The following is a 19,813-nucleotide window of genomic DNA, read 5'->3' on the forward strand; positions in this document are numbered from 1 at the left end:
GCGATTAGCTAGGAGGCTACGACGATTCGAAGAGATGGTCAAGGTGACCGCCCTCACGTCCCGGTCCGCAGCACTTCGGCGGTCCGCGTCGCGGTGCGCTCCGCCCACCGGGTGGTCGTGACCGCGCCCACGACGAGTGACAGGACGCCGCAGCCGGTGATGATCCACCAGGCCGGCCGGGCCGCGTCGACGAAGTCGGCACGGGCGAAGGCGCCGGCCATGCTGGCGGCGCTCCCGCCCCCGACGCCCACCGCGAGAGCCGCACCGATCACCGCCACTCCGAGCGCCTGCCCGACCTGCCGGCTCGTCGTCGCCACCGCGGCGGCCACACCGGACTGGGACAGCGGCATGCCGGATACGGCGGTCGTGGTGATCGGGGCGTTCACCATCCCCACGCCGAGCCCGAACAGGACGTAGCTCGTGAACAACAACGGGACAAACGTCTCCGCCTCCAGGGCACCGAGCAGTACGCCGCTGACGGCGACCGCGCTGCCACCGATGAGCAGGGACGGGCGGGAGCCGAACGTGCCGACCATGCGGCCGGACAGTGGGGCACTGACGAAGATCATGACGGCCATCGGCAGGGTCCACAGCCCGGCGTCCAGCGGGGAGAGGCCGCGGACATCCTGCAGGTAGAGGGTGTTGATGAACAGGAAGCCGCCGAGGGCCGCGAACGTGCTGACGGCGATCGCGGTGGCGCCGCTGAACGGCGCGCTGCCAAAGAACCTCGGGTTGATCAGGGGTTCGGCGTGCCGGCGTTCGTACCGCAGCAGCGCGACGAGGGCGAGGAGGGCGATCAGGAAGCAGCCGAGGATCCACGGCGAGAGCCAGCCCCTGCCGGGGCCCTCGATGATGCCGTACGTGAGGAAGCCCAGCAGGGCGATCACCAGCACCTGGCCCACGGGGTCGAAGCGGCGTCGTTTCGCGGCGCGGGACTCCGGGACGAATCGGTGGGTGAGGGCCAGCGCGGCCAGCCCGATCGGGATGTTGATCCAGAAGATCGCCCGCCAGCTCACCGCCTCGACGAGCGTGCCACCCACCAGCGGGCCGGTGGCCATGCTGATGCCGAAGACCGACCCCCACACTCCGACGGCCCGGGCGCGTTCCCGGGGATCGGTGAAGGTGTTGGTGATGATGGAGACGGCGACCGGGTTGAGCATGGAGCCACCGACCGCCTGCAGCACCCGGAAGACGACCAGGAGTTCGAGGCTCGGCGCGACCGAGCAGAGCAGCGACCCGGCGGTGAAGACCACGAGCCCGATCTGGAAGACCCGCTTGCGTCCGAACCGGTCGGCCATCGAGCCGCCCAGCAACAGCAGGGAGGCGAGCACCAGCGTGTAGGCGTCGATCGTCCACTGCAGGTCCGACAGCGACGCGCCGAGGTCCCTGCGAAGGGTGGGCAACGCGACGTTCAGGACGGTGCTGTCCATGCTGACGATCAGCAGGCTCGTACAGCAGATACCGAGCACCAGCAGGCGATGCCGGTGGCTCATCTCCAGCACGGAGGGCTCCCCTCGGGGTGCCTCGGTGGGCTCACCGCACGACGCTGTGCTTCTGCAGGGGCAGGCGTATCCCGTTCTCGGGCCTCCGGGTCGACGGCATCCTCGACGAGTCCGTGGGCTCCGTCATCTCGGCACGCTCCTCGCAACGTGGTCTCGACACGCCTCGGCCACGGGGTACATGGACGCTACCCCGGGAGCACTCCGAGACACATGGCCGAACTCTCACGCCGTCACACCGGTTGGCCATCCGCGACGGCTACCTGGTTGTCACCGGGGCGCGGTTGGGAACGATCCCCACCATGAAGCGGGTGGTCCTCGCCACACTGCGCGGTGCCGCCGCCGGCGCGGCCGGTACGACGGCGCTCAACGTCGTCAGCTACGTCGACATGGTCACCCGGGCCCGCCCCGCCAGTACGACGCCCGAGGCGACGATCGAGACGTTCTCCCGGCGCAGCCACATCCCCATACCGGGTACGGACGGAGCGCGGGCCAACCGGGTGGCCGGGCTGGCACCGCTCACCGGCATCGTCGCCGGCGTGGGTTTCGGCGCGTTGCTGGGCCTGCTCCGTGGCACGGGCTGGCACTCCGGGAAGGTCGTCACGATGGCCGCCGCCACTGCGGGTGTCATGGTCGCGACCAACACACCCATGACCGCCCTCGGTGTCACCGACCCACGCACCTGGGCGGCGACGGACTGGGTGGCCGACGTCCTTCCGCACCTCGCCTACGCCGCCGTCACCGTCGCGGTCCTGGACGGCCTGGACGGCGACGACGGCCTCAACACGGCGGAACGCCGGCACTGGCTCACCCCGCTGTCGCGCGTCCTCGGCGGCCGGCTCGCCCGGTCGTAGGGACGCCGGGCGTCACGAAAGGGAGTTCTCGCCTCATGACCACGCCGGTGTCCCCGTCCGTCACCCTGGCGCCCTCCGCGGCCCCGGCCGAGTCGCAGCCCGTCCTGGCACCGCCCGCCGGCGCGGCGATCTTCCTGGTCGTCACCATCGATCCCGGGGCCGAGGACGACGTACGCGACCTGCTGTCCGACGTGTCCGGGCTGCAGCGTTCGGTCGGCTTCCGGATCCCGGCCGGTGGCCTCACCTGCGTCGTCGGCATCGGCTCGGACGCCTGGGACCGGCTGGTCAGCGGTCCGCGCCCGGCCGAACTGCATCCCCTCCCGGAGATCCGCGGCGACCGGCACGTCGCCGTCTCCACACCGGGCGACCTGCTCTTCCACATCCGCTCGACGGAGCTGGACCTGTGCTTCGAGCTGGAGACCCAGATCATGAACCGCCTCGCCTCCTCGGTCACGGTGTGCGACGAGGTGCAGGGCTTCAGGTACTTCGACGAGCGTGACCTGCTCGGCTTCGTGGACGGGACCGAGAACCCCACCGGACATGCGGCCTTCGACGCGGTCACCATCGGCGCGGATCCGGAGTTCGCCGGCGGCAGCTACGTCATCGTCCAGAAGTATCTGCACGACATGGCGACCTGGAACGCCCTCCCCGTCGAGGCGCAGGAGCGGGTGATCGGGCGGAGCAAGCTCGCCGACATCGAGATGCCCGACGACGTCAAGCCCGCCAACTCCCACGTGGCGTTGTCCACGATCGTCGACCCGGACGGAACCGAACGACAGATCGTGCGCGACAACATGGCGTTCGGCGCGCCGGGGCGCGGCGAGTTCGGCACCTACTTCATCGGCTACGCCAGTACGCCCAGCGTCACCGAGCGGATGCTGGTCAGGATGTTCGTCGGTGAGCCGCCCGGTAACCACGACCGGATCCTGGACTTCTCCACCGCGGTGACGGGCAACCTCTTCTTCGTGCCCACGGCCGACTTCCTCGACGACCTGGCCGACCTGCCCGCGCCGATGACCGCGACGGATGCCACCCCCTCGACGGCGGAGGCGACCCCCTCGGTGCCGGACGGGACGAACGCCACGGCGAACCCGGACGTCCCGGACGGTTCGCTCCGCATCGGCAGCCTGCGAAGGAGCACGCCGCGATGAACAACCTCTACCGCGAACTCGCGCCGGTCTCGACCGCCGCCTGGGCCGAGATCGAGGAGGAGGCCCGGCGTACGTTCACCCTCCACGTGGCCGCGCGCCGCGTGGTCGACATGGACGGACCCGGCGACCTCATTCTGGCCGCCGTGGGTACGGGCCACCTCACCACGATCGAGCCGCCCGCGGCGGGGGTCATGGCGCGGGCCCGGGTCGCCCAACCCGCCGTGGAGCTGCGCGTGCCGTTCACCGTCAGCCGTCAGGCCGTCGACGACGTCGAGCGGGGCTCGAAGGACTCGGACTGGCAACCGGTGAAGGACGCGGCCCGCCTGATGGCGCTGACCGAGGACCGGGCGGTGTTCGAGGGGTACCCCGCGGCCAGGATCGCCGGCATCCGGGAGAGCTCGTCGAACCCCACCCTCACCCTCCCCGCCGACCCGCGCGACTACCTCAACACGGTCAGCCAGGCGCTGACCTCGCTGCGACTCGCCGGCGTCAACGGGCCCTACTCCCTGCTGCTCAGTGCCGACGCCTACACCCTGGTGACGGAGACGTCGGACCACGGATACCCGATCAGCGCCCACCTCGCGCGGGTGGTCGACGGCGACATCATCTGGGCGCCCGCCATCGACGGCGCGTTCGTGGTGTCCACCCGCGGCGGGGACTACGAGCTGCACGTCGGGCAGGACCTGTCCATCGGCTACCTCTCACACGACCTGGAGACCGTGCGGTTGTACCTCCAGGAGTCGCTGACCTTCACGATGTACACCAGCGAGGCGGCGGTGGCACTCACCCCACAGGCCAGCTGACCTCAGCGGCCGGCTGACCTCGCTTCGGGTCGATCACGTCCGGTCAGGCCGTCGCCTCGAGGGTCAGCAGGGCGCGCTTCGCGTCCGGGCCACCGACGTACCCGCCGAAGCTTCCGTCGGAACGCACCACCCGGTGGCAGGGCACCACGACCGGCAGCGGGTTCGTGGCGCAGGCGGTACCCACGGCCCGAACGGCCCTCGGGCTGCCCGCGGCCGCGGCGACCTCGGCGTAGCTGCTGGTGTGGCCGTAGCCGATCTCGGGCAGGTGCGCGAGGACCTCCCGACGGAACCCCTTGGACAGTCGGAAGTCCAGCGGGACGTCGAAGGTGTGGCGCCGCCGGTCGAAGTACTCCTCGAACTGCCTGCTCACCTCGTCCAGCCGGCCCGGAGCGTGCAGGATGCGGGGGCTCACCACGTCGGCCAGCCGGGCCAGGACCGCGTCGTGGTCCTCGCGGGCATAGGCCACCCGGAACAGGCCCTGCTCGGTCGCGGCGAGCAGCAGCGGACCGACGGGTGTGTCGATGGTGCGATAGGCGACGTCGAGGATGCCGTCCCGTTCCGCAGCGGCGACCAACCGCGCGTGCAGACGGGCGTTGGCCTCCGGGTCGAGCGTCGGGAGCGAGGCGAACAGGCGTTCGGGGTCGGTGGTCATCATGGGGTCTTTCCTCCCAGGGTCGCGCCGTGCGGGTACGCCGCGCGCAGGGTCTTGATCCCGTCGGCGGCCGCCCGGCGCGCGGCGTCCGGAGAACTCCCGACGATGGCGGCGATCTCCTTGTAGGGCAGGCCGACGAGATAGTGGTAGGCGACCGCCGCCCGCTGCTTGGCCGGAAGCGTCCGGAGCGCGTCCCACAGGTCGCCGTCCCAGTCGTCCGGGCGGCCGTTCCGGGTGGGCCGGTCGGGTACCTCGTCCACGGCGATCGGTCGACGAGCCCGTGCCCGGGTGAGGTCCACGGCCTTGCGGTGGGCGATCGTGACCAGCCAGGCCTCGACGTTCGCGTCCTCGGGGAGCTCCGGGTAGGCCTTCAGCGCCGACAGGAACGTCTCCGACCAGGCGTCCTCCGCGTCGGTGGGGCCGACCACGGCGCGGCACACGCGGAGCACCGTCGGCCCGTAGTCGGCCACGATCTGTTCGAAAGGTCGCACGGTCACACCTGGTAGACGTCCGGGCCGCCCGGAACGTGAGGGTCGGCGAGGAGGATGCCCGCCCGGTCGGGGGGCGGCAGCACCCTCCTTCCCAGGCTGGCACGCGTCAGAGGTGCGCGTCCAGGCCGGTCCCGGTCACGAGGTGCGCGCCTGGTCCTCAGTGGCGGGCTCGAGGATCACCACCGGAATGGGTCGCGAGGTTCGGGACTGGTAGTTGGCGTACCCCTGGAACGTCGCGATGATCCGCGGCCACAGGGCGGCCCGCTCCTCGCTGGTCGCCGTACGGGCGACCATGCGGCGCGCCGTTCCCGCCATGACGGCCCGCACCTTCGGGTTGGCGCGGAGGTTGAGGTACCACGCGGGGTTGCGGTCGTCGCCGCCGAACGACGCGACCAGCACGATCCGACCGTCCTCGACGATGGGGACGGTGAGCATGGTCGAGCGTTCGCTTCCGGACCTGCGCCCGGTGGTGATCAGCTCGACGACCGGCATTCCCATCGCGCGGCCGAAGAGGCGCCCCTTGCTGGCGCTGAACGCGGCCCGGTGGAGTCTGGTGGCACATCGGTAGAGGACGTCCTTCGCTCTGGCCATTTCGCACCTCTCTGTCCGCCGCGGGGCGGCGGGGTGTGCTTCCGCGCGTCTGCCCGCGCTTCGTTAGAGTCGAACTCTAGAGATAAGCTACAGCCATGACCCCTGTCAAGAGCGGTGGAAAGCGAGCGGAGAAGACCCGCGAGACCCGGCGGAAGATCCGTGACGCGGCCCGCGACCTGTTCATCGAGCAGGGCTACGGCGCGACGATGCTGCAGGACGTGGCGACCCGGGCCGGCGTCGCCGTCCAGACGATCTACTTCACGTTCGGCAACAAACGGGCCCTGCTCAAGGAGGTCGTCGACGTCTCCATCGCGGGTGACGACGAGCCGCTCGCGACCATGGAGCGGCCGTGGTTCCACGCCGTCCTGGCCGCGCGGACCGCACCGGAGCAGCTGCGGGAACAGGTGAAGGGCGTCCGTGCCCTGCTCGAACGGGTCGCCCCGATCATCGAGGTCGTCCGTGCCGCGGCCGCGGCGGATCCGGAGGTCGAGCCCATGTGGGCCGACCCCGACCCGCGGTTCACCGTCCAGTCGGCGACGGCGAAGGCGCTCGTGGCCAAGCCGGGGGTGCGTGCCGGGCTGACCGCCGACGAGGCCGCCGACGTGCTGTACGGCGTACTCAGTCCGGAGCTCTACCTGCTGCTCGTCCGGGATCGCGGCTGGTCGTCGCAGCGGTGGGAGCGATGGGTGTACGACGTCCTGCGCGGCCAGTTGTGCGCCGACTGACCCTGGCCCGGGTTATCCAGAGTGACCGGAACTCGGGAAACTCGGTCCTGGCGGATGTCCGGTCGCGGGCGGCGGCCTCGACGTCCCTGCTGAAAGGCGCCGAGGAGGCGCCGCCGGAGAGGAGACTGCCGTGAAGTACATGATCATGATGGCCGGGTCGCAGCGGGACTACGACATGCTGACCGGCAAGGCCACCGACAGCCCCGCCTGGACGCCGGAGGAGATCGCCGCCCTCCACACGTTCATGGCGGAGTGGAACAACGAGCTGGTGGCTTCGGGGGAGTTCGTCGACGCACGCGGCCTGAGCGCTCCCGCCCACGCGAGAAGAGTGCAGGTGCGCGACGGCGTACCGGTCGTGACCGACGGACCCTATCCCGAGACCGAGGAGGTCCTGGCCGGCTACACGATCGTCGAGTGCGAGAGCTTCGACCGGGCGACCGAGATCGCCGCGCGTCTCGCCAAGACGCCGCATCCAGAGCACGCGACGATGACCAACGGCTGGTACGTCGACGTACGCCCGATCGACGAGTACGCGCCCGAACCGGAGCTCTGATCACGTCCGCGTCCGATCACGACCTCGAGGACCTGCTGCGTCTGCTGGCGCCGCGGGTCCTCGGCGCGGTCGTCCGCCGCTACGGCCACTTCGACCTGGCCGAGGACGCCGTACAGGAGGCCCTGATCGCGGCCGCCGACCAGTGGCCCGCCGGGGGAACCCCGGACAGTCCGCGCGCCTGGCTGATCACGGTCGCCTCGCGCCGGCTGACCGACCTTCTGCGCAGCGAACAGGCCCGGCAACGCCGCGAGGACACCGTCGCCCGGTGGGCGCTGCCCGACGACTGGCTCGCTCCCGGCGCCGACCGGTCGGTGGAGGCCGACGACACGCTGATCCTGCTGTTCATGTGCTGCCATCCCTCCCTGTCCCCGGCGTCGCAGATCGCCCTGACGCTGCGGGCGGTGGGCGGCCTCACCACCGCTGAGGTGGCCCGCGCGTTCCTGGTGCCGGAAGCGACCATGACGCGGCGCGTCAGCAGGGCCAAGCAGCGGATCAGGGAGAGCCGCGTCCCGTTCCGCATGCCACCGGCCGCCGAGCAGGCCGAACGGCTCGGCGTGGTGCTGCACGTGCTCTACCTGATCTTCAACGAGGGGTACGCCGCGACGACAGGCCCGAGCCTGCAACGCGTCGAACTCTCCTCGGAGGCGATCCGGCTCACCCGTACGCTGCACCGGCTGCTGCCCGAGGACGCCGAGGTGGCCGGACTGCTCGCGCTGATGCTCCTCACCGACGCACGCCGGGCGGCGCGGACCGGGCCGGACGGCGCGCTGATCCCGATGGCCGAGCAGGATCGAAGCCGTTGGGACGGTGTGCTCGTCGCCGAGGGGATCGCCCTTCTCAGTGAGGCCCTGCCCCGGGGTCCGACGGGTCCCTACCAGGTCCAGGCGGCCATCGCGGCCGTCCACGACGAGGCGCCGAGCCCGGAGCAGACGGACTGGCCGCAGATCCTGGCGTTGTACGACGTGTTGATGCGCCTGTCGAACAATCCCGTGGTGGCGTTGAACCACGCCGTCGCGGTGGCGATGGTCCAGGGTGCACATGCCGGCCTCGCGCTGCTGGAGAAGCTCGAGGTCGACGAGCGGATCGCCGAGGACCACCGGCTGTACGCCGTTCGCGCGCACCTGCTGGAGGTCGCGGGGGAGCGGGCGGCCGCTCGCGAGGCCTACCGCGCCGCTGCCGAGCGAACGACCAGCCTTCCGCGGCAGCGGTACCTCCACGCCCGCGCGGCCACGCTCGACGACGTCCGGTAGAGGTCGCTCAAACCCTTGCGGGCGGCCGATTCTGGTCACGGACATGGCCGATCCTGGACCGGATGCTCCAAAGGCCCCTTGCCGGGCTCGATTTCCATCGTTGAAGTAGAGAGGGTTGCAGGTCGACGTCGAGTAAGGGATGTAATCGAAATGGCAAGAATCGGTGCGCTGGACCGGCGAACGTTCCTCTACGGATCCGCTCTCACGGCCGGCGCTGTCATGTTGGGTGCCTGCTCCTCAGGTGACGGCGGCGGCGCCTCGTCGGCGGGCGGGAAGGCCGCGAACGGGCCGACGGGCAAGGGATCAGAGACCAAGCCGCTCCAGGCGCCCGCGAAGTTCCAGGAGGCGCCGATGCTCTCGGCGCAGGTCAAGTCCGGTGGTCTCCCGGCGGTGGACAAGCGGCTGCCGACCGAGCCGTACGTCGTACCGCACCGGTGGCTCGAACCAGGCAAGTACGGCGGCAACCTGCTGGTGTCCGTGCCCGCGACGAACGACCTGCAGATCCGGGAGTACATGTACGGCCATTCCCTGCTGCGGTTCATCAACGACGGCCTCGACGTCGCACCGGGGCTGGTGTCGAGCTGGGAGGCCAACGACGACGCGTCGGAGTGGACGCTGCACTTCCGTGAGGGCCTGAAGTGGTCGGACGGCGAGCCGTGGACCACCGCCGACATCATGTTCTGGTGGGAGGACATGGTCCTCAACGAGGAGCACTCCGAAGTTCCTCCCGACGAGGCCCGGTCCGGCAAGGGCACGATCATGAAGCTCACCGCGCCCGACGAACGGACGCTGGTGTTGAAGTTCGACGCCCCGGCGCCCCTCACGGCCCTGCGGTTGGCGGGTTACACCAAGCGCGGCAACGGCGCGACCTGGATGGAACCCAAGCACTACATGAAGCAGTTCCATCCCCGTTACAACAAGGCGGTCAAGAAGAACTGGGCCAGCGCCGACGGCGAGTTCGAGCGCAAGCGTGACTACTCCGCCAACGCCGAGTGCCCGACAATGTCGGGTTGGCGGCTCAAGTCCTACCGGGACGGCCGCCAGGCGATCTGGGACCGCAACCCCTACTACTGGTGCGTGGACAAGGCCGGTCGGCAGCTGCCCAACATCGACACGCTCACGTTCACCGTCGTCGATGATCCCGAGGTCGGCCGGCTGCAGATGCAGGAGGGCAAGCTCGACTACGTGCACGGGCCGTTCTCCGGGCTCACCCTGGCCGACGTGTCCGGCTTCAAGCAGACCGCGCAGCGGAGCAGCCTCGAGGTCCTCTTGTGGGACAGCGGGAGCGGCACCGGGTCGATGTTCTTCTTCAACTACGACCACAAGGACGAGCGCATGCGTGCGCTGATCCGGGAGCCGAAGTTCCGCCAGGCGTTGTCCCTCGCCGTCAACCGGGCCGAGATCAAGAAGTCGATCTACTTCGAGACCGGCGAACCGACCACCGGAACGATGAGCCCGAAGGCGGTCGAGTACCAGGTCAACGACCAGGGCAAGCAGGTCTACCGGCAGTGGCGCGACTCGTTCGTGAAGTACGACCCGGCCCAGGCGAAGACCCTGCTCGACGGCATCGGTGTCGTCGACAAGGACGGTGACGGTCTGCGGGAGATGCCGGACGGGACGAAACTGAAGATCCGGCTCGACTACCCGGCCGACACCACCAAGGACCACCAGCAGAAGAACAACCTGCTCAAGCGGGACTGGGAAGCCATTGGCGTGACGGTGAACCTGAACCCCGTACCGCCCGACGCGTATGGCGACCAGTGGAACTCCGGCGCGTTGGAGTCGCAGTGCGCCTGGGAGGTCGGTAACGGCCCGGACCACCTGACGCAGCCGGCCTGGCTGATCCCGATCGAGCCGACCCGTTGGGCGCCGCTCGAGGGTCAGTTCTACAACCTGCGGGGGACTCCCCAGGAGAAGCAGCAGTTGGACGTCGACCCGTTCAAGCGCACGCCGCCGCGGATGGAGCCGGACCCGAAGGGGCCGATCGCCAAGCTGTGGAAGCTCTACGACCAGAGCAAGCTGGAGCCGGACGAGGTCAAGCGTCGCCAGTTGGCCTGGGAGATGGTGAAGGTCCACGTCACAGACGGCCCGTTCTACATGGGTACGGTGGCCAACACGCCTCAGCTGGTGCTGGTCCACAAGGACCTGCGGAACGTCCCGCGCCGGGACAACCTCGCCCTGGGCGGCTTCGTCAACCCGTGGCAGCACCCGACGCCCGCGGTCTACGACCCGGAGACCTACTTCTGGTCCAACCCGGACGAGCACACCTGAGTTCGAGAGCTTGACGAGGCGGGTCTGAGCGTCGGTGTGTGTTGCCACGGTTCGGCCCGCCTCGGTCAGCCTGCCGCTGCGCGTCGCGCGGGCGGGTGCTCTGGGGCGCGCGCCTCCGCGCGCCCTCCGCGCGGGGAGGCGCGGGGGCGCGCTTGCGGTGTTCAGCGGCGGAGGGGGTGTTGTCTCGGGTTGGTCCATGGGGGTGGGATGTATTCGGGGTGGCCGTGGTTGCTCATCCTGACCTGCCAGTTGTCGTGGTGGATCAGGTGGTGGTGGGTGGGGCAGAGGAGTACCCCGTTTCTGACATCGGTGGGCCCGCCGTCTGCCCAGTGGATGAGGTGATGGGCGTGGCACCATTTTTCGGGTGCTTGGCAGTCGGGGAAGTTGCAGTGGTGTCCGTCGCGTTCGCCGATGGCGTGGCGTTGGTTGCTGGTGAAGAGTCGTGTTCCGGTACCGAGGTCGAGGATGGATCCGTCGCTGCCTAACACGGCGGGGAGGATCTCGGCGTCGCAGGCGAGCATCCGCAGCCACCGCGCCGATACCGCGATCCCACCCGGCACCTTCCCGAACGCTCCGACCTTCGGACCGTCACCGTCTTCTGCGTCCCCGCACCCGGTGACGCAGCCCTCGCAGCCGACCGCGTGCTCTCCGCACCCGGAGTCGTGCTCGCCGCAGCCGCCCGCGCTGTCCCCACAGCTGGTCTCGGGGCTGGTGGGGTTGAGGGATGCGGTGGCTTGGAGGGTGGTGTGGATGACGCCGTGCCCGTACAGGCCACGTAGAAACTCGAAGGGGACCGTGGCGGTGAGGCGCGGCCTCGTCCCACCCCGGGTGGGTGCGTTGCCGGCGGCTTGGGCGAGCCCGATCCATTCGATGGCGGCGTCGGCCAGGCGCCGGTCGTAGGGGCGGGTGTCCCTGCCGTGCGGGCCGGGGCGTGGTTTCGCGAGGGCGTCGAGCATGCCGTGCAACTGGGTCATGTAGGCGCGTTCGAACCGCATCGTCACCGTACCCACACCTGGTCCGGCGGTGCCGAAGTAGACGGTCCTGCTCGCCGCGGCTTTCCGCTCCTCCCGCGCCAACTGTTCACCGATCCGCCGGTCGGCGTCCTCAGGGGCCACCACCTGGTACAACCGTTCCCCCAACGCCCGCAGCTCCTGCGGGTCGAACGCTTCAGCCTGCCCCACCAACGCGGCCTCGCCCTGGGCCTTCACCTCAGCGTCGATATCGGCGGGGAGTTTCCCCATGGCCAGGTGGATTTCCTGCGCATGCCGCAACGAGACTCTTCCCTCAGCCAGTGCCTGCTTCGTGGTGTGCAGGGTGACGTCGAGAGCCTTCGCCAGCTTCACCGCGCCACCGGCTTCGGACCGGCTCATCCGGGTCTGCTGGCGGACCCACACCGCCGAGCTCGCCGCACCCGTGCCGGTGTGCACGGCGTTCACATCGGCTTGTCGCACCAGGTCCAGTATCAGGGCGTCCAGACGCGCCCGCTCCTTTGTGAGCGCCGCGAGTATCGGACCCAACTCGGCATCCGGGAGTGACCAGAGTGGACACGACGCCGCCTCGTCGAGACAGTCGCGGACACCATCAACCACCGCACCAAGCGGATGAGTGGAGGTGGTGTCGGTGTCCATGACCAAACCCTAGACCCGACCACCGACAACAACCCCTTGTAAACAAGCCGATCCGAGCCGCGCAGCCAAGAAGATTTCGAACAATTTCTTGTCCGAATGCACTCAGGTAGCGGAGCTCCACCGACGGCAGGAGCTAGATGCCGGTCGACGTCAAGGCAACCTTGCATCCACGAGCTCATCCGACAGTGCACCCATGCGACAGCGCACCCGTCCGAACGACGCGGCGAGCCGCCACGGACCAGGCGCCCTAGGTCGGCAGCTGGCTGACCGAGATGTCCGCCCGGCCCGACCGGGAGACGAAGACGACGTCGGTGCGCAAGCAGTTCGCCCCGGACGAAGTCACCTTCAGCCACAAGCTCGAGGGCGCCTGGTGGAGCGACGGTGGCGCGTACTTCGTCGCGAGCTTCGCTCGTGAGTCCGACGGCAGCGTCCACGAGCACGACGGTCAGGTGTGGTTCTACGACCCCGGCACCGAGATGATCCAGCTGAGGACCATCTTCGGTGTGAACCCCGACCCGGACGTGGACACGAAGAACTACGACGGTCCGGACAACATCACGGTCTCCCCCTACGGTGGCGTCATCCCCGCCGAGGACGGTGAGGGCATCCAGCACCTCGTCGGCGTGACGAGGCAGAGCACGGCCTACCCGCTTCCCGCAACGACATGAGCGGCGGCGAGTTCACCGGACCGACGTTCAGCCCGGACGGCGCGGTGCTGTTCGCCAACAGGTCACGTCTTCGCCATCACCGGCCCGTGGGTCGAGCCGGCGAACCGCCACGCGTAGGCGTCGCGTCCAGGCCCTTCAAGTCCGTTCGGGATCAGGCCCGTTCAAGGTCAGGTCAGGTCAGGTTTCGCCGGTTCGGGAGGCGTGGCCGAGGTAGGTCACCAGCGGGGTGCCCGCCGGATCGAGCACGAAGTCGACCAGCGGGGCGACCTCGTGGTCACCGATCCGCCCGCGCCGGCGGGCCAGGACCGCCTTGACGAGATTGCGGGGATCCTTGGGCTTGAACCCGCAGACGTCCTCGTTTCGCAGTCCGTACGCCACCATCAGCGCGGCGAGCTCGGCGGGTGGTCGAAGCCGGGCCGCCGCGTACCGACCGCGCGGCATGATCCGGGTCATCGGCAGCGACTGGAAGGCGACGAGGTACGTCAGACGCGCAGGCAAGGTGCGGTTGACGGTGTCGTAGAACACCAGGCCGTCCCCGCGAACGACACGGGCAGCCTCGGCGAGCACCTGGTCGAGGCGGCCGGTGATCTCGAAGGTGTCCGCGTAGTAGGCGAGGTCGAACGCGCCATCAGGGAACGGCAGTGACTCACTCGTGGCGGTCTCGTGCGCGATCGGGAGACCGGCTCGCTCACTCGCCGCCGCGGCCAGCCCGGTCGCCACCGGCGACGGATCGACGGCGGTGACGTGCAGGCCAAGCCCCGCGAGTCCGCGCGCCAGGTCGCCGCGACCACTTCCGACCACCAGGGCCCGCAGACGTGACGGTTCGAGCCGTCGTCGACGCAGGACCCCCGCGACGTACTCCAGCCGAACCGCCTGGAAGGCGACCGCCCTGAGCTGGCGGCCGTCGACGGCGTCGGCGTTCGGGGTGTCGATCTCGATCAACGGAGCCGTTGCCATGGTTCCCCCATGTCGCCGTCGTCGGGTGCGGGGCGAGTGACGCCTACGCGCCGTACGTTCCTTGAAGGAACCTAGCACGCCAAGTTCCCTCGGGGAACCCAACTAGGCTCGCTCCATGACCCGCACCCGACTTGCCGACGTGGCCTGTTCGATCGCCCGGGCGACCGACCTGTTCGGTGACGCCTGGACCGCGCTGATCATGCGTGACGTCCTGGTCGGGGTGACGCGGTTCGACGACCTCGCCCGCGACCTCGACATCTCCCGCAAGGTGCTCGCGGCGCGCCTGACTCGGCTGGTCGAGGAGGGAGTGCTCGTTCGCGAGCGCTACCAGGACCGTCCTCCTCGGGAGCACTACCTCGCGACCGAGAAGGGCAAGGAGCTCTATCCGGTGCTGCTCGCGTTGATGAACTGGGGCGACCGGTGGTACGCCGGCATCGCCGGCCCACCGGCCCGCGTGCACCACCTCGCCTGCGGCCAGGACACGACTCCGGTGCAGGTCTGCGCACACTGTGGAGATCCGCTCACCGTCGACAACACCGTCCAGCTTCCCGGACCGGGCGGGCGGGTCGGACCGGGTACGCAGGTCATCGGCCCCCTGATCGCGGCCCGCGGGCAGTAGCCGGCCGCCGCAGGCGCGGCCGCGAATTCGACGTTCAAACCACCAGGTTTTCCCGAATTCACGGACTCCTCCTGACCGAGTCGGGTGCCGCGTCGGACCGCTGGTTTGCGCGGGGAAATCGACGCCATGACACCCACTTTGGTGGATGAGCGGGATTTTGGTCCGTCCGAAACTATTCTGACGCCATGCGAACGCGGTTTCCGTCCCGGGCTGTGCCCTTTCCTCGGCTGCGCGACGTCCGATGAAGGTGGCACTACTCGGTCCAGTGGCATGGCGCACACCGCCATGCCATTACGGACCGTGGGAACAAGTGACCGGCCTGCTCGCCGAAGGTCTGGTCGCCCGCGGCCTGGACGTGACACTGTTCGCCACCCTTGATTCGGAAACCTCGGCCCACCTCGACGGCGTTTGTCCCCACGGATATGCCGAAGATCCCGGCATGGACGGACGAGTCTGGGAGGCGATGCACGTCGCCCACGCTTTCAGTCGGTCGGCCGAATTCGATCTCGTCCACAATCACCTGGACTGGTTACCCCTCGCGTTCGCCGAGCATTGTCGGGTGCCACTGGTCACCACGATCCACGGGTTCTCCGGGCCGGGAATCCTGCCCGCCTACGCGCGGGCCAACTCGGCGTACGTCTCGATCTCCGACTCCGACCGCGCGGACGACCTCGACTACGTCGCCACCGTCCATCACGGGATCGACCTGGCCGGATTGCCGTTCTCGCCCGCCGGCGGACCGGGACTGGTCGCGTTCGGCCGGGTGCATCCGGACAAGGGCACCGATGCGGCGATCGAGATCGCCCGGCTCAGCGGTCGGCCACTGACGATCTGCGGGATCGTCCAGGATGAGCGTTATTTCATGGAGCGGGTCGCCCCACACGTCGACGGCGAGCAGGTCACCTTTCTCGGCTCTGTCGGACCCAAACAACGTGCCGAGATCCTCGGCGGTAGTGCCGCTTTGTTGCACCCGATCTCCTTCGACGAGCCGTTCGGCCTCTCGGTTGTCGAATCCATGGCGTGTGGAACGCCGGTCGTGGCATACCGCCGGGGTTCGATGCCCGAAGTTGTGGACGAGGGCGTGACAGGATTTCTTGTGGGCAATGCCGCTGCGGCGGCGCAGGCGATCGAGCGGATCGACACAATTGATCGGGCCGGTTGTCGGGCCCGAGCGGAGCAGCGCTTCGGCGCGGATCGGATGGTGACGGACTACCTGACTGTCTATCGCGATATCGACCTCGGCCGACGGGGCCACTGATAGGTTCGGAGTGCGATGAGACCGTCCGGGGTCGGTGCAGGGTTCGCGGTTGGTCGACATCTTGCAGGAAGGCGCCCTGTGAAATTCGTTTCACCGGTCATCATCGCCGATCGGTGAATTGCATTTCGCCGCGTGGGTTGACACCTGCCCACGCGGGCGCATGACCGGAAGGCACGGTATGGCAATCAGCTTTGGCTTCCTCAGTACGTACCCGCCCACGCAGTGTGGGCTCGCCACCTTCACGAGCGCGCTCGCCAACCAGCTCACGGTGGACGGCGTGGGTGGCGGAATCGTGCGCGTCACGACTGACGCCGACGACACTCGTGCGAGCAAGGACGTGGTGCACACCTGGTCCGCGTCCACGCCCAACGGCTGGGCGCGAGCAGCCGCGGTTCTGGACAACTTCGACGTCGCGGTGATCCAACACGAGTACGGCATCTACCCCGGACCGGACGGCGAGGACGTTCTGCCTCTGCTGCGCCGGCTGCGGATTCCCAGCATCGTGGTTCTGCACAGCGTGCTGACCAACCCGACCTTCCGGCAGTTGGTGCTGCTGAAGCGGATCGTTGCCGCGGCCGGTGCGGTCGTCACCATGACCCAGACCGCCCATGACCGGCTGCTGGCCGACTACGGCGCCGACCCCGGGAAGGTGCACGTCATTCCGCACGGTGCCGCCAACTACGCGCGGGTACCGTCCGGCGCGCGGCAGCGGCCCCACCTGCTCACCTGGGGGCTGCTCGGGCCGGGCAAGGGCATCGAGTGGGCCCTACGCTCCCTCGCCCACCTGCGCGACCTCGACCCGGCTCCGACCTACACCGTCGCCGGCAAGACCCACCCGAAGGTGCTGGAGCGGCACGGCGAGTCCTACCGGGAGAGCCTGCGGCGGATCGGTGCCGAACTCGGCATCAGCGAGGCCGTGCACTTCGACCCCGTCTACCGCGACGCGGAGTCGCTGGCCCGGCTCATCCGGTCCGCGGACGTCGTGGTGCTGCCGTACGACTCACGCGAACAGGTCACCTCGGGTGTCCTCATCGAGGCGGTGGCGGCCAGGATCCCGGTCGTGGCGACGAGGTTCCCGCACGCGGTCGAACTGCTCACCGACGGGTCGGGTCTGCTCGTGCCTCACCAGGACCCGCGCGCCATGGCCGCCGCCATCCGCCGCGTCCTCACCGAGCCCGGCCTCCCGGACCGGCTGGTCGGACGCTGGACGGGCTCGACCCTGCGCTGGCCTGAGGTGGCCGAACGCTACGACACCCTGGCCAACCAACTCCTGGTCGCGCGCCGGCCCGCGACGGCGGCACTACCGACGTGAGCGCACCCACCCCCACGTTCGCTCACCTGGACCGGATGACTGACGACACCGGTCTGTTCGAGCATGCCCGGCACGCGATCGTCCGCCGGGAGCACGGCTACTGCACCGACGACATCGCCCGTGGGCTCGTGGTCACCAGCCGCGAGCCCGACCCGCCGCCGTCGGTGCTGCGGCTCGCCGAGTGCTACCTCACCTTCCTCACCCATGCCCAGGACGAGAAGGGAGCGTTCCACAACCGGCTCGGTCATGATCGCCGTTGGAGCGACGATCCTGGGCTTGGGGACTGGTGGGGTCGCGCTCTGTGGGGCCTTGGCACGGCGGCGGCCCACAGTCCGGCGTCCTGGATCCGGGACGAGGCGATGCTCGCCTTCATGTTGGGCGCGACCCAGCGCTCGCCGTGGCGGCGGGCGATGGCCTTCGCCGGGCTCGGCGCGGCGGAGGTGCTGCGCGCCAACCCGGACAACCAGACCGCCGCCGCTCTGCTCGCCGACGGCGCCGCCGCCGTCGGCGAGCCGGTGGAGTCGGGGGACTGGTGGTGGCCCGAGGACCGGCTGACCTACGCCAACGCGGCCCTCGCCGAGGTCGTCATCGCCGCCGGTGACCTCGGCGGCGACAGCGGGCTCCTCGGCACCGGACTGCGGATGCTCGAGTGGCTGCGTGACGTCCAACTCAACGACGGCCGGCTCTCGGTCATCCCCGCTCCGGGGTTCCGCCGTGACGGCGAACGGGTGCGGCACGACCAGCAGCCGATCGAGGTCGCGAGCTTCGCCGACGCCTGCGCGACCGCCGCCGCGGTCACCGGCGAGTCGAACTGGGAGGCCGGGGTGAGTCAGGCGGCGGCGTGGTTCATGGGGGACAACGACACCGGTACGCCGATGTGGGATCCCAGCACCGGCGGCAGCTACGACGGCCTGACACCGGTCGGCCCCAACCGCAACCAGGGCGCGGAGTCGACGCTCGCCCTCATCTCCACCCTGCAGCACGCCAGGCGTCTGTCGTGACCACGCCGGGAATGGTCTCCCGGCTCGACCTGACCCTGGACCCCGACCCGCGCCGCGTCATCGTCAGACCATTCGTCCCGGGCGAGAGCGTCGAGGTGGTGCGGCAGCGGGTCGCCGCCCTCTTCGAACGCGTCGTTCGCCTCGACGACGACGAGACCCGGCACCTGCTGCAGCAGACCCTGCAGCGCTTCGGTTCCCGCCACCACGACCTGGAGGCGACGTTCCGGCACCACTACGACCTGGTCCGGCAGCGCATCGCCGGCGACGGCGCGCTCTCACCCACCGCGCGCCTGCTGGTCGGGGCGTACTTCAGTCAGGAGTACGCCGTCGAGGCGGCGGCGCTGTGCAACCCGTCGATCGTGCTGCATCCGGACCAGTCGGACCTGTCGCAGGGGCAGCTTCGGACGGCGATCAGCCTGCGCCAGATCGGCGAGGGACACCTGTCCTCGATCGGCTTCGCGACCGCCGTCCTCAGTCCGGGAGCGCGGATCGAGGTCGCCGACCGTGGCGGCCCGCTGCTCGCCGGCCGCCGCGGCAGCGCCAAGCACCGGCGCGACCTGTTCGCCGCCGGGCTGGAGGAGGACGGCTGGCACGACGAGATCACGGCCGAGGTGCTGAGTGCCCTACCGGACCGCTTCGACGACGAGGACTTCGAGCGGGCACTCGGCGCCGTCCCGGTCGACCGGCGCGCCACCGCGGCCGCGCACACCAGCCTGGAGCGGCTGCGCGAGGCCATCGCCGCGAGCTACGCGGTGAGTTTCCCCGCCGACGTCCCGTTGGCCCAGCGGGTCCTGTGGCCGCTCACCGCCGTGGAGAGCCACGGCATGGAGGACGCGAGATTCGTCAGGTTCGTCGGGGACGAAGGTGAACCCGCCTACCACGCGACCTACACGACCTACGACGGCCGGCACATCAGCGTGCGGATGCTGAGTACGACGGACCTGCAGCACTTCGAGGTGACGCCCGTCCGCGGTCCGGCGGCCCGGAACAAGGGGATGGCGCTGTTCCCCCGTACGGTGCGGGGCCGCCATCTCGCCCTGTGCCGCTCCGACGGGGAGACGATCGGCCTGACCACGCTCGACGTCCAGAACCGCTGGCAGCAGCCCGTTCCCCTGCACATTCCGCAGCACGGCTGGGAACTCACCCAGGTCGGCAACTGCGGGTCGCCGCTGGAGACCGACGCCGGCTGGCTGGTGCTGACCCACGGGGTCGGCCCGATGCGCCGGTACGCCATCGGCGCGCTGCTGCTCGACCTGGACCAGCCCGAACGCGTCATCGGCCAACTACCGGGTGTCCTGCTCGCCCCGGACGAGGAGGACAGCGAGGGCTACGTCCCGAACGTGGTCTACTCCTGCGGCGGGCTGCTGCACGACGGGACCCTCTGGCTGCCCTACGGCGCGAGCGACACCAGGGTCGGCTTCGCGACCGTCGCACTCGACACGATCCTGAACGCGATGCGGGTCTAGGGTGCGTCTCCTGCGGACACCCCCGCGCGGAGGTGCGCTCCAGGCCCCTTGAGAGACTTCGCCG

19 protein-coding genes are annotated in these 19,813 nt (G+C 69.6%); 13 read left to right on the plus strand and 6 right to left on the minus strand.

The window, feature by feature from the left end:
- Nucleotides 1–53: 53 nt before the first annotated feature.
- Complete coding sequence (locus HEB94_RS13580; protein WP_202897168.1) at nt 54–1,493, minus strand: MFS transporter; 1,440 nt, start codon at nt 1,491–1,493, stop codon at nt 54–56.
- Nucleotides 1,494–1,801: 308 nt separating this feature from the next.
- Between HEB94_RS13580 and HEB94_RS13585 the strand changes: the two genes are divergently transcribed.
- From HEB94_RS13585 to HEB94_RS13595, 3 genes are read left to right on the plus strand one after another with little or no spacing between them, the layout of a single operon-like run.
- Nucleotides 1,802–2,353, plus strand: a complete 552-nt coding sequence (locus HEB94_RS13585) for a hypothetical protein (RefSeq protein ID WP_202896326.1) — start codon at nt 1,802–1,804, stop codon at nt 2,351–2,353.
- A 35-nt stretch (nt 2,354–2,388) separates the two neighbouring features.
- Nucleotides 2,389–3,504: a Dyp-type peroxidase gene (locus tag HEB94_RS13590; protein WP_192750223.1), complete on the plus strand. Its 1,116-nt coding sequence runs from the start codon at nt 2,389–2,391 to the stop codon at nt 3,502–3,504.
- Nucleotides 3,501–4,307, plus strand: a complete 807-nt coding sequence (locus tag HEB94_RS13595; RefSeq protein ID WP_192750224.1) for a family 1 encapsulin nanocompartment shell protein — start codon at nt 3,501–3,503, stop codon at nt 4,305–4,307. Before HEB94_RS13590 ends, HEB94_RS13595 begins: the two co-directional genes overlap by 4 nt.
- Nucleotides 4,308–4,350: 43 nt before the next feature.
- Here HEB94_RS13595 and HEB94_RS13600 read toward each other — a convergent pair whose 3' ends face one another.
- From HEB94_RS13600 to HEB94_RS13610, 3 genes are all read right to left on the minus strand, one after another.
- Nucleotides 4,351–4,962, minus strand: a complete 612-nt coding sequence (locus HEB94_RS13600) for a methylated-DNA--[protein]-cysteine S-methyltransferase (RefSeq protein ID WP_202896327.1) — start codon at nt 4,960–4,962, stop codon at nt 4,351–4,353.
- The gene (locus HEB94_RS13605; RefSeq protein WP_337917658.1) at nt 4,959–5,450 is read right to left on the minus strand and encodes an RNA polymerase sigma factor; all 492 of its coding nucleotides are present in this window, start codon (nt 5,448–5,450) and stop codon (nt 4,959–4,961) included. Before HEB94_RS13605 ends, HEB94_RS13600 begins: the two co-directional genes overlap by 4 nt.
- A 135-nt stretch (nt 5,451–5,585) precedes the next feature.
- A complete protein-coding gene (locus HEB94_RS13610; RefSeq protein WP_192750226.1) occupies nt 5,586–6,041 on the minus strand; it encodes a nitroreductase family deazaflavin-dependent oxidoreductase in 456 nt (151 codons plus the stop codon).
- 95 nt (nt 6,042–6,136) lie between these two features.
- Between HEB94_RS13610 and HEB94_RS13615 the strand changes: the two genes are divergently transcribed.
- From HEB94_RS13615 to HEB94_RS13630, 4 genes are all read left to right on the plus strand, one after another.
- Nucleotides 6,137–6,766 carry a TetR/AcrR family transcriptional regulator gene (locus HEB94_RS13615; RefSeq protein ID WP_192750227.1) on the plus strand — a complete coding sequence of 210 codons (630 nt, stop codon included), beginning with the start codon at nt 6,137–6,139 and terminating at the stop codon, nt 6,764–6,766.
- A gap of 139 nt (nt 6,767–6,905) precedes the next feature.
- A complete protein-coding gene (locus HEB94_RS13620) occupies nt 6,906–7,319 on the plus strand; it encodes a YciI family protein (RefSeq protein ID WP_202897169.1) in 414 nt (137 codons plus the stop codon).
- Nucleotides 7,319–8,569, plus strand: a complete 1,251-nt coding sequence (locus HEB94_RS13625) for a sigma-70 family RNA polymerase sigma factor (protein ID WP_192756424.1) — start codon at nt 7,319–7,321, stop codon at nt 8,567–8,569. The genes HEB94_RS13620 and HEB94_RS13625 overlap by 1 nt, the downstream gene beginning before the upstream one ends.
- Before the next feature lie 150 nt (nt 8,570–8,719).
- Nucleotides 8,720–10,840 carry an ABC transporter substrate-binding protein gene (locus HEB94_RS13630; RefSeq protein WP_192750229.1) on the plus strand — a complete coding sequence of 707 codons (2,121 nt, stop codon included), beginning with the start codon at nt 8,720–8,722 and terminating at the stop codon, nt 10,838–10,840.
- A gap of 161 nt (nt 10,841–11,001) precedes the next feature.
- On the opposite strand, the gene HEB94_RS13635 is transcribed toward HEB94_RS13630, so the two are convergent.
- Nucleotides 11,002–12,468, minus strand: coding sequence for an HNH endonuclease signature motif containing protein (locus HEB94_RS13635; protein ID WP_192750230.1), 1,467 nt, complete (start codon nt 12,466–12,468; stop codon nt 11,002–11,004).
- Between the two features lie 272 nt (nt 12,469–12,740).
- On the opposite strand from HEB94_RS13635, the gene HEB94_RS13640 reads away from it, so the two are divergent.
- Nucleotides 12,741–13,136 carry an alkaline phosphatase PhoX gene (locus tag HEB94_RS13640; RefSeq protein ID WP_202896328.1) on the plus strand — a complete coding sequence of 132 codons (396 nt, stop codon included), beginning with the start codon at nt 12,741–12,743 and terminating at the stop codon, nt 13,134–13,136.
- Between the two features lie 177 nt (nt 13,137–13,313).
- On the opposite strand, the gene HEB94_RS13645 is transcribed toward HEB94_RS13640, so the two are convergent.
- The gene (locus tag HEB94_RS13645; RefSeq protein WP_192750231.1) at nt 13,314–14,093 is read right to left on the minus strand and encodes a class I SAM-dependent methyltransferase; all 780 of its coding nucleotides are present in this window, start codon (nt 14,091–14,093) and stop codon (nt 13,314–13,316) included.
- A gap of 115 nt (nt 14,094–14,208) precedes the next feature.
- On the opposite strand from HEB94_RS13645, the gene HEB94_RS13650 reads away from it, so the two are divergent.
- From HEB94_RS13650 to HEB94_RS52425, 5 genes are all read left to right on the plus strand, one after another.
- Nucleotides 14,209–14,712 carry a winged helix-turn-helix transcriptional regulator gene (locus HEB94_RS13650; protein ID WP_192750232.1) on the plus strand — a complete coding sequence of 168 codons (504 nt, stop codon included), beginning with the start codon at nt 14,209–14,211 and terminating at the stop codon, nt 14,710–14,712.
- 310 nt (nt 14,713–15,022) lie between these two features.
- Nucleotides 15,023–15,970, plus strand: a complete 948-nt coding sequence (locus tag HEB94_RS13655) for a glycosyltransferase (protein WP_202896329.1) — start codon at nt 15,023–15,025, stop codon at nt 15,968–15,970.
- Nucleotides 15,971–16,148: 178 nt separating this feature from the next.
- Entirely contained in the window at nt 16,149–17,282 is a 1,134-nt protein-coding gene (locus HEB94_RS13660) for a glycosyltransferase (RefSeq protein ID WP_192750234.1), read from the plus strand.
- Nucleotides 17,283–17,317: 35 nt separating this feature from the next.
- Entirely contained in the window at nt 17,318–18,283 is a 966-nt protein-coding gene (locus HEB94_RS13665; RefSeq protein ID WP_202896330.1) for a glycosyltransferase, read from the plus strand.
- Nucleotides 18,280–19,749 carry a glycoside hydrolase family 130 protein gene (locus HEB94_RS52425; RefSeq protein ID WP_202896331.1) on the plus strand — a complete coding sequence of 490 codons (1,470 nt, stop codon included), beginning with the start codon at nt 18,280–18,282 and terminating at the stop codon, nt 19,747–19,749. Before HEB94_RS13665 ends, HEB94_RS52425 begins: the two co-directional genes overlap by 4 nt.
- The last annotated feature ends 64 nt before the right edge of the window (nt 19,750–19,813 follow it).

Source organism: Actinopolymorpha pittospori, assembly GCF_014873875.1.
GTDB lineage: Bacteria > Actinomycetota > Actinomycetes > Propionibacteriales > Actinopolymorphaceae > Actinopolymorpha > Actinopolymorpha pittospori.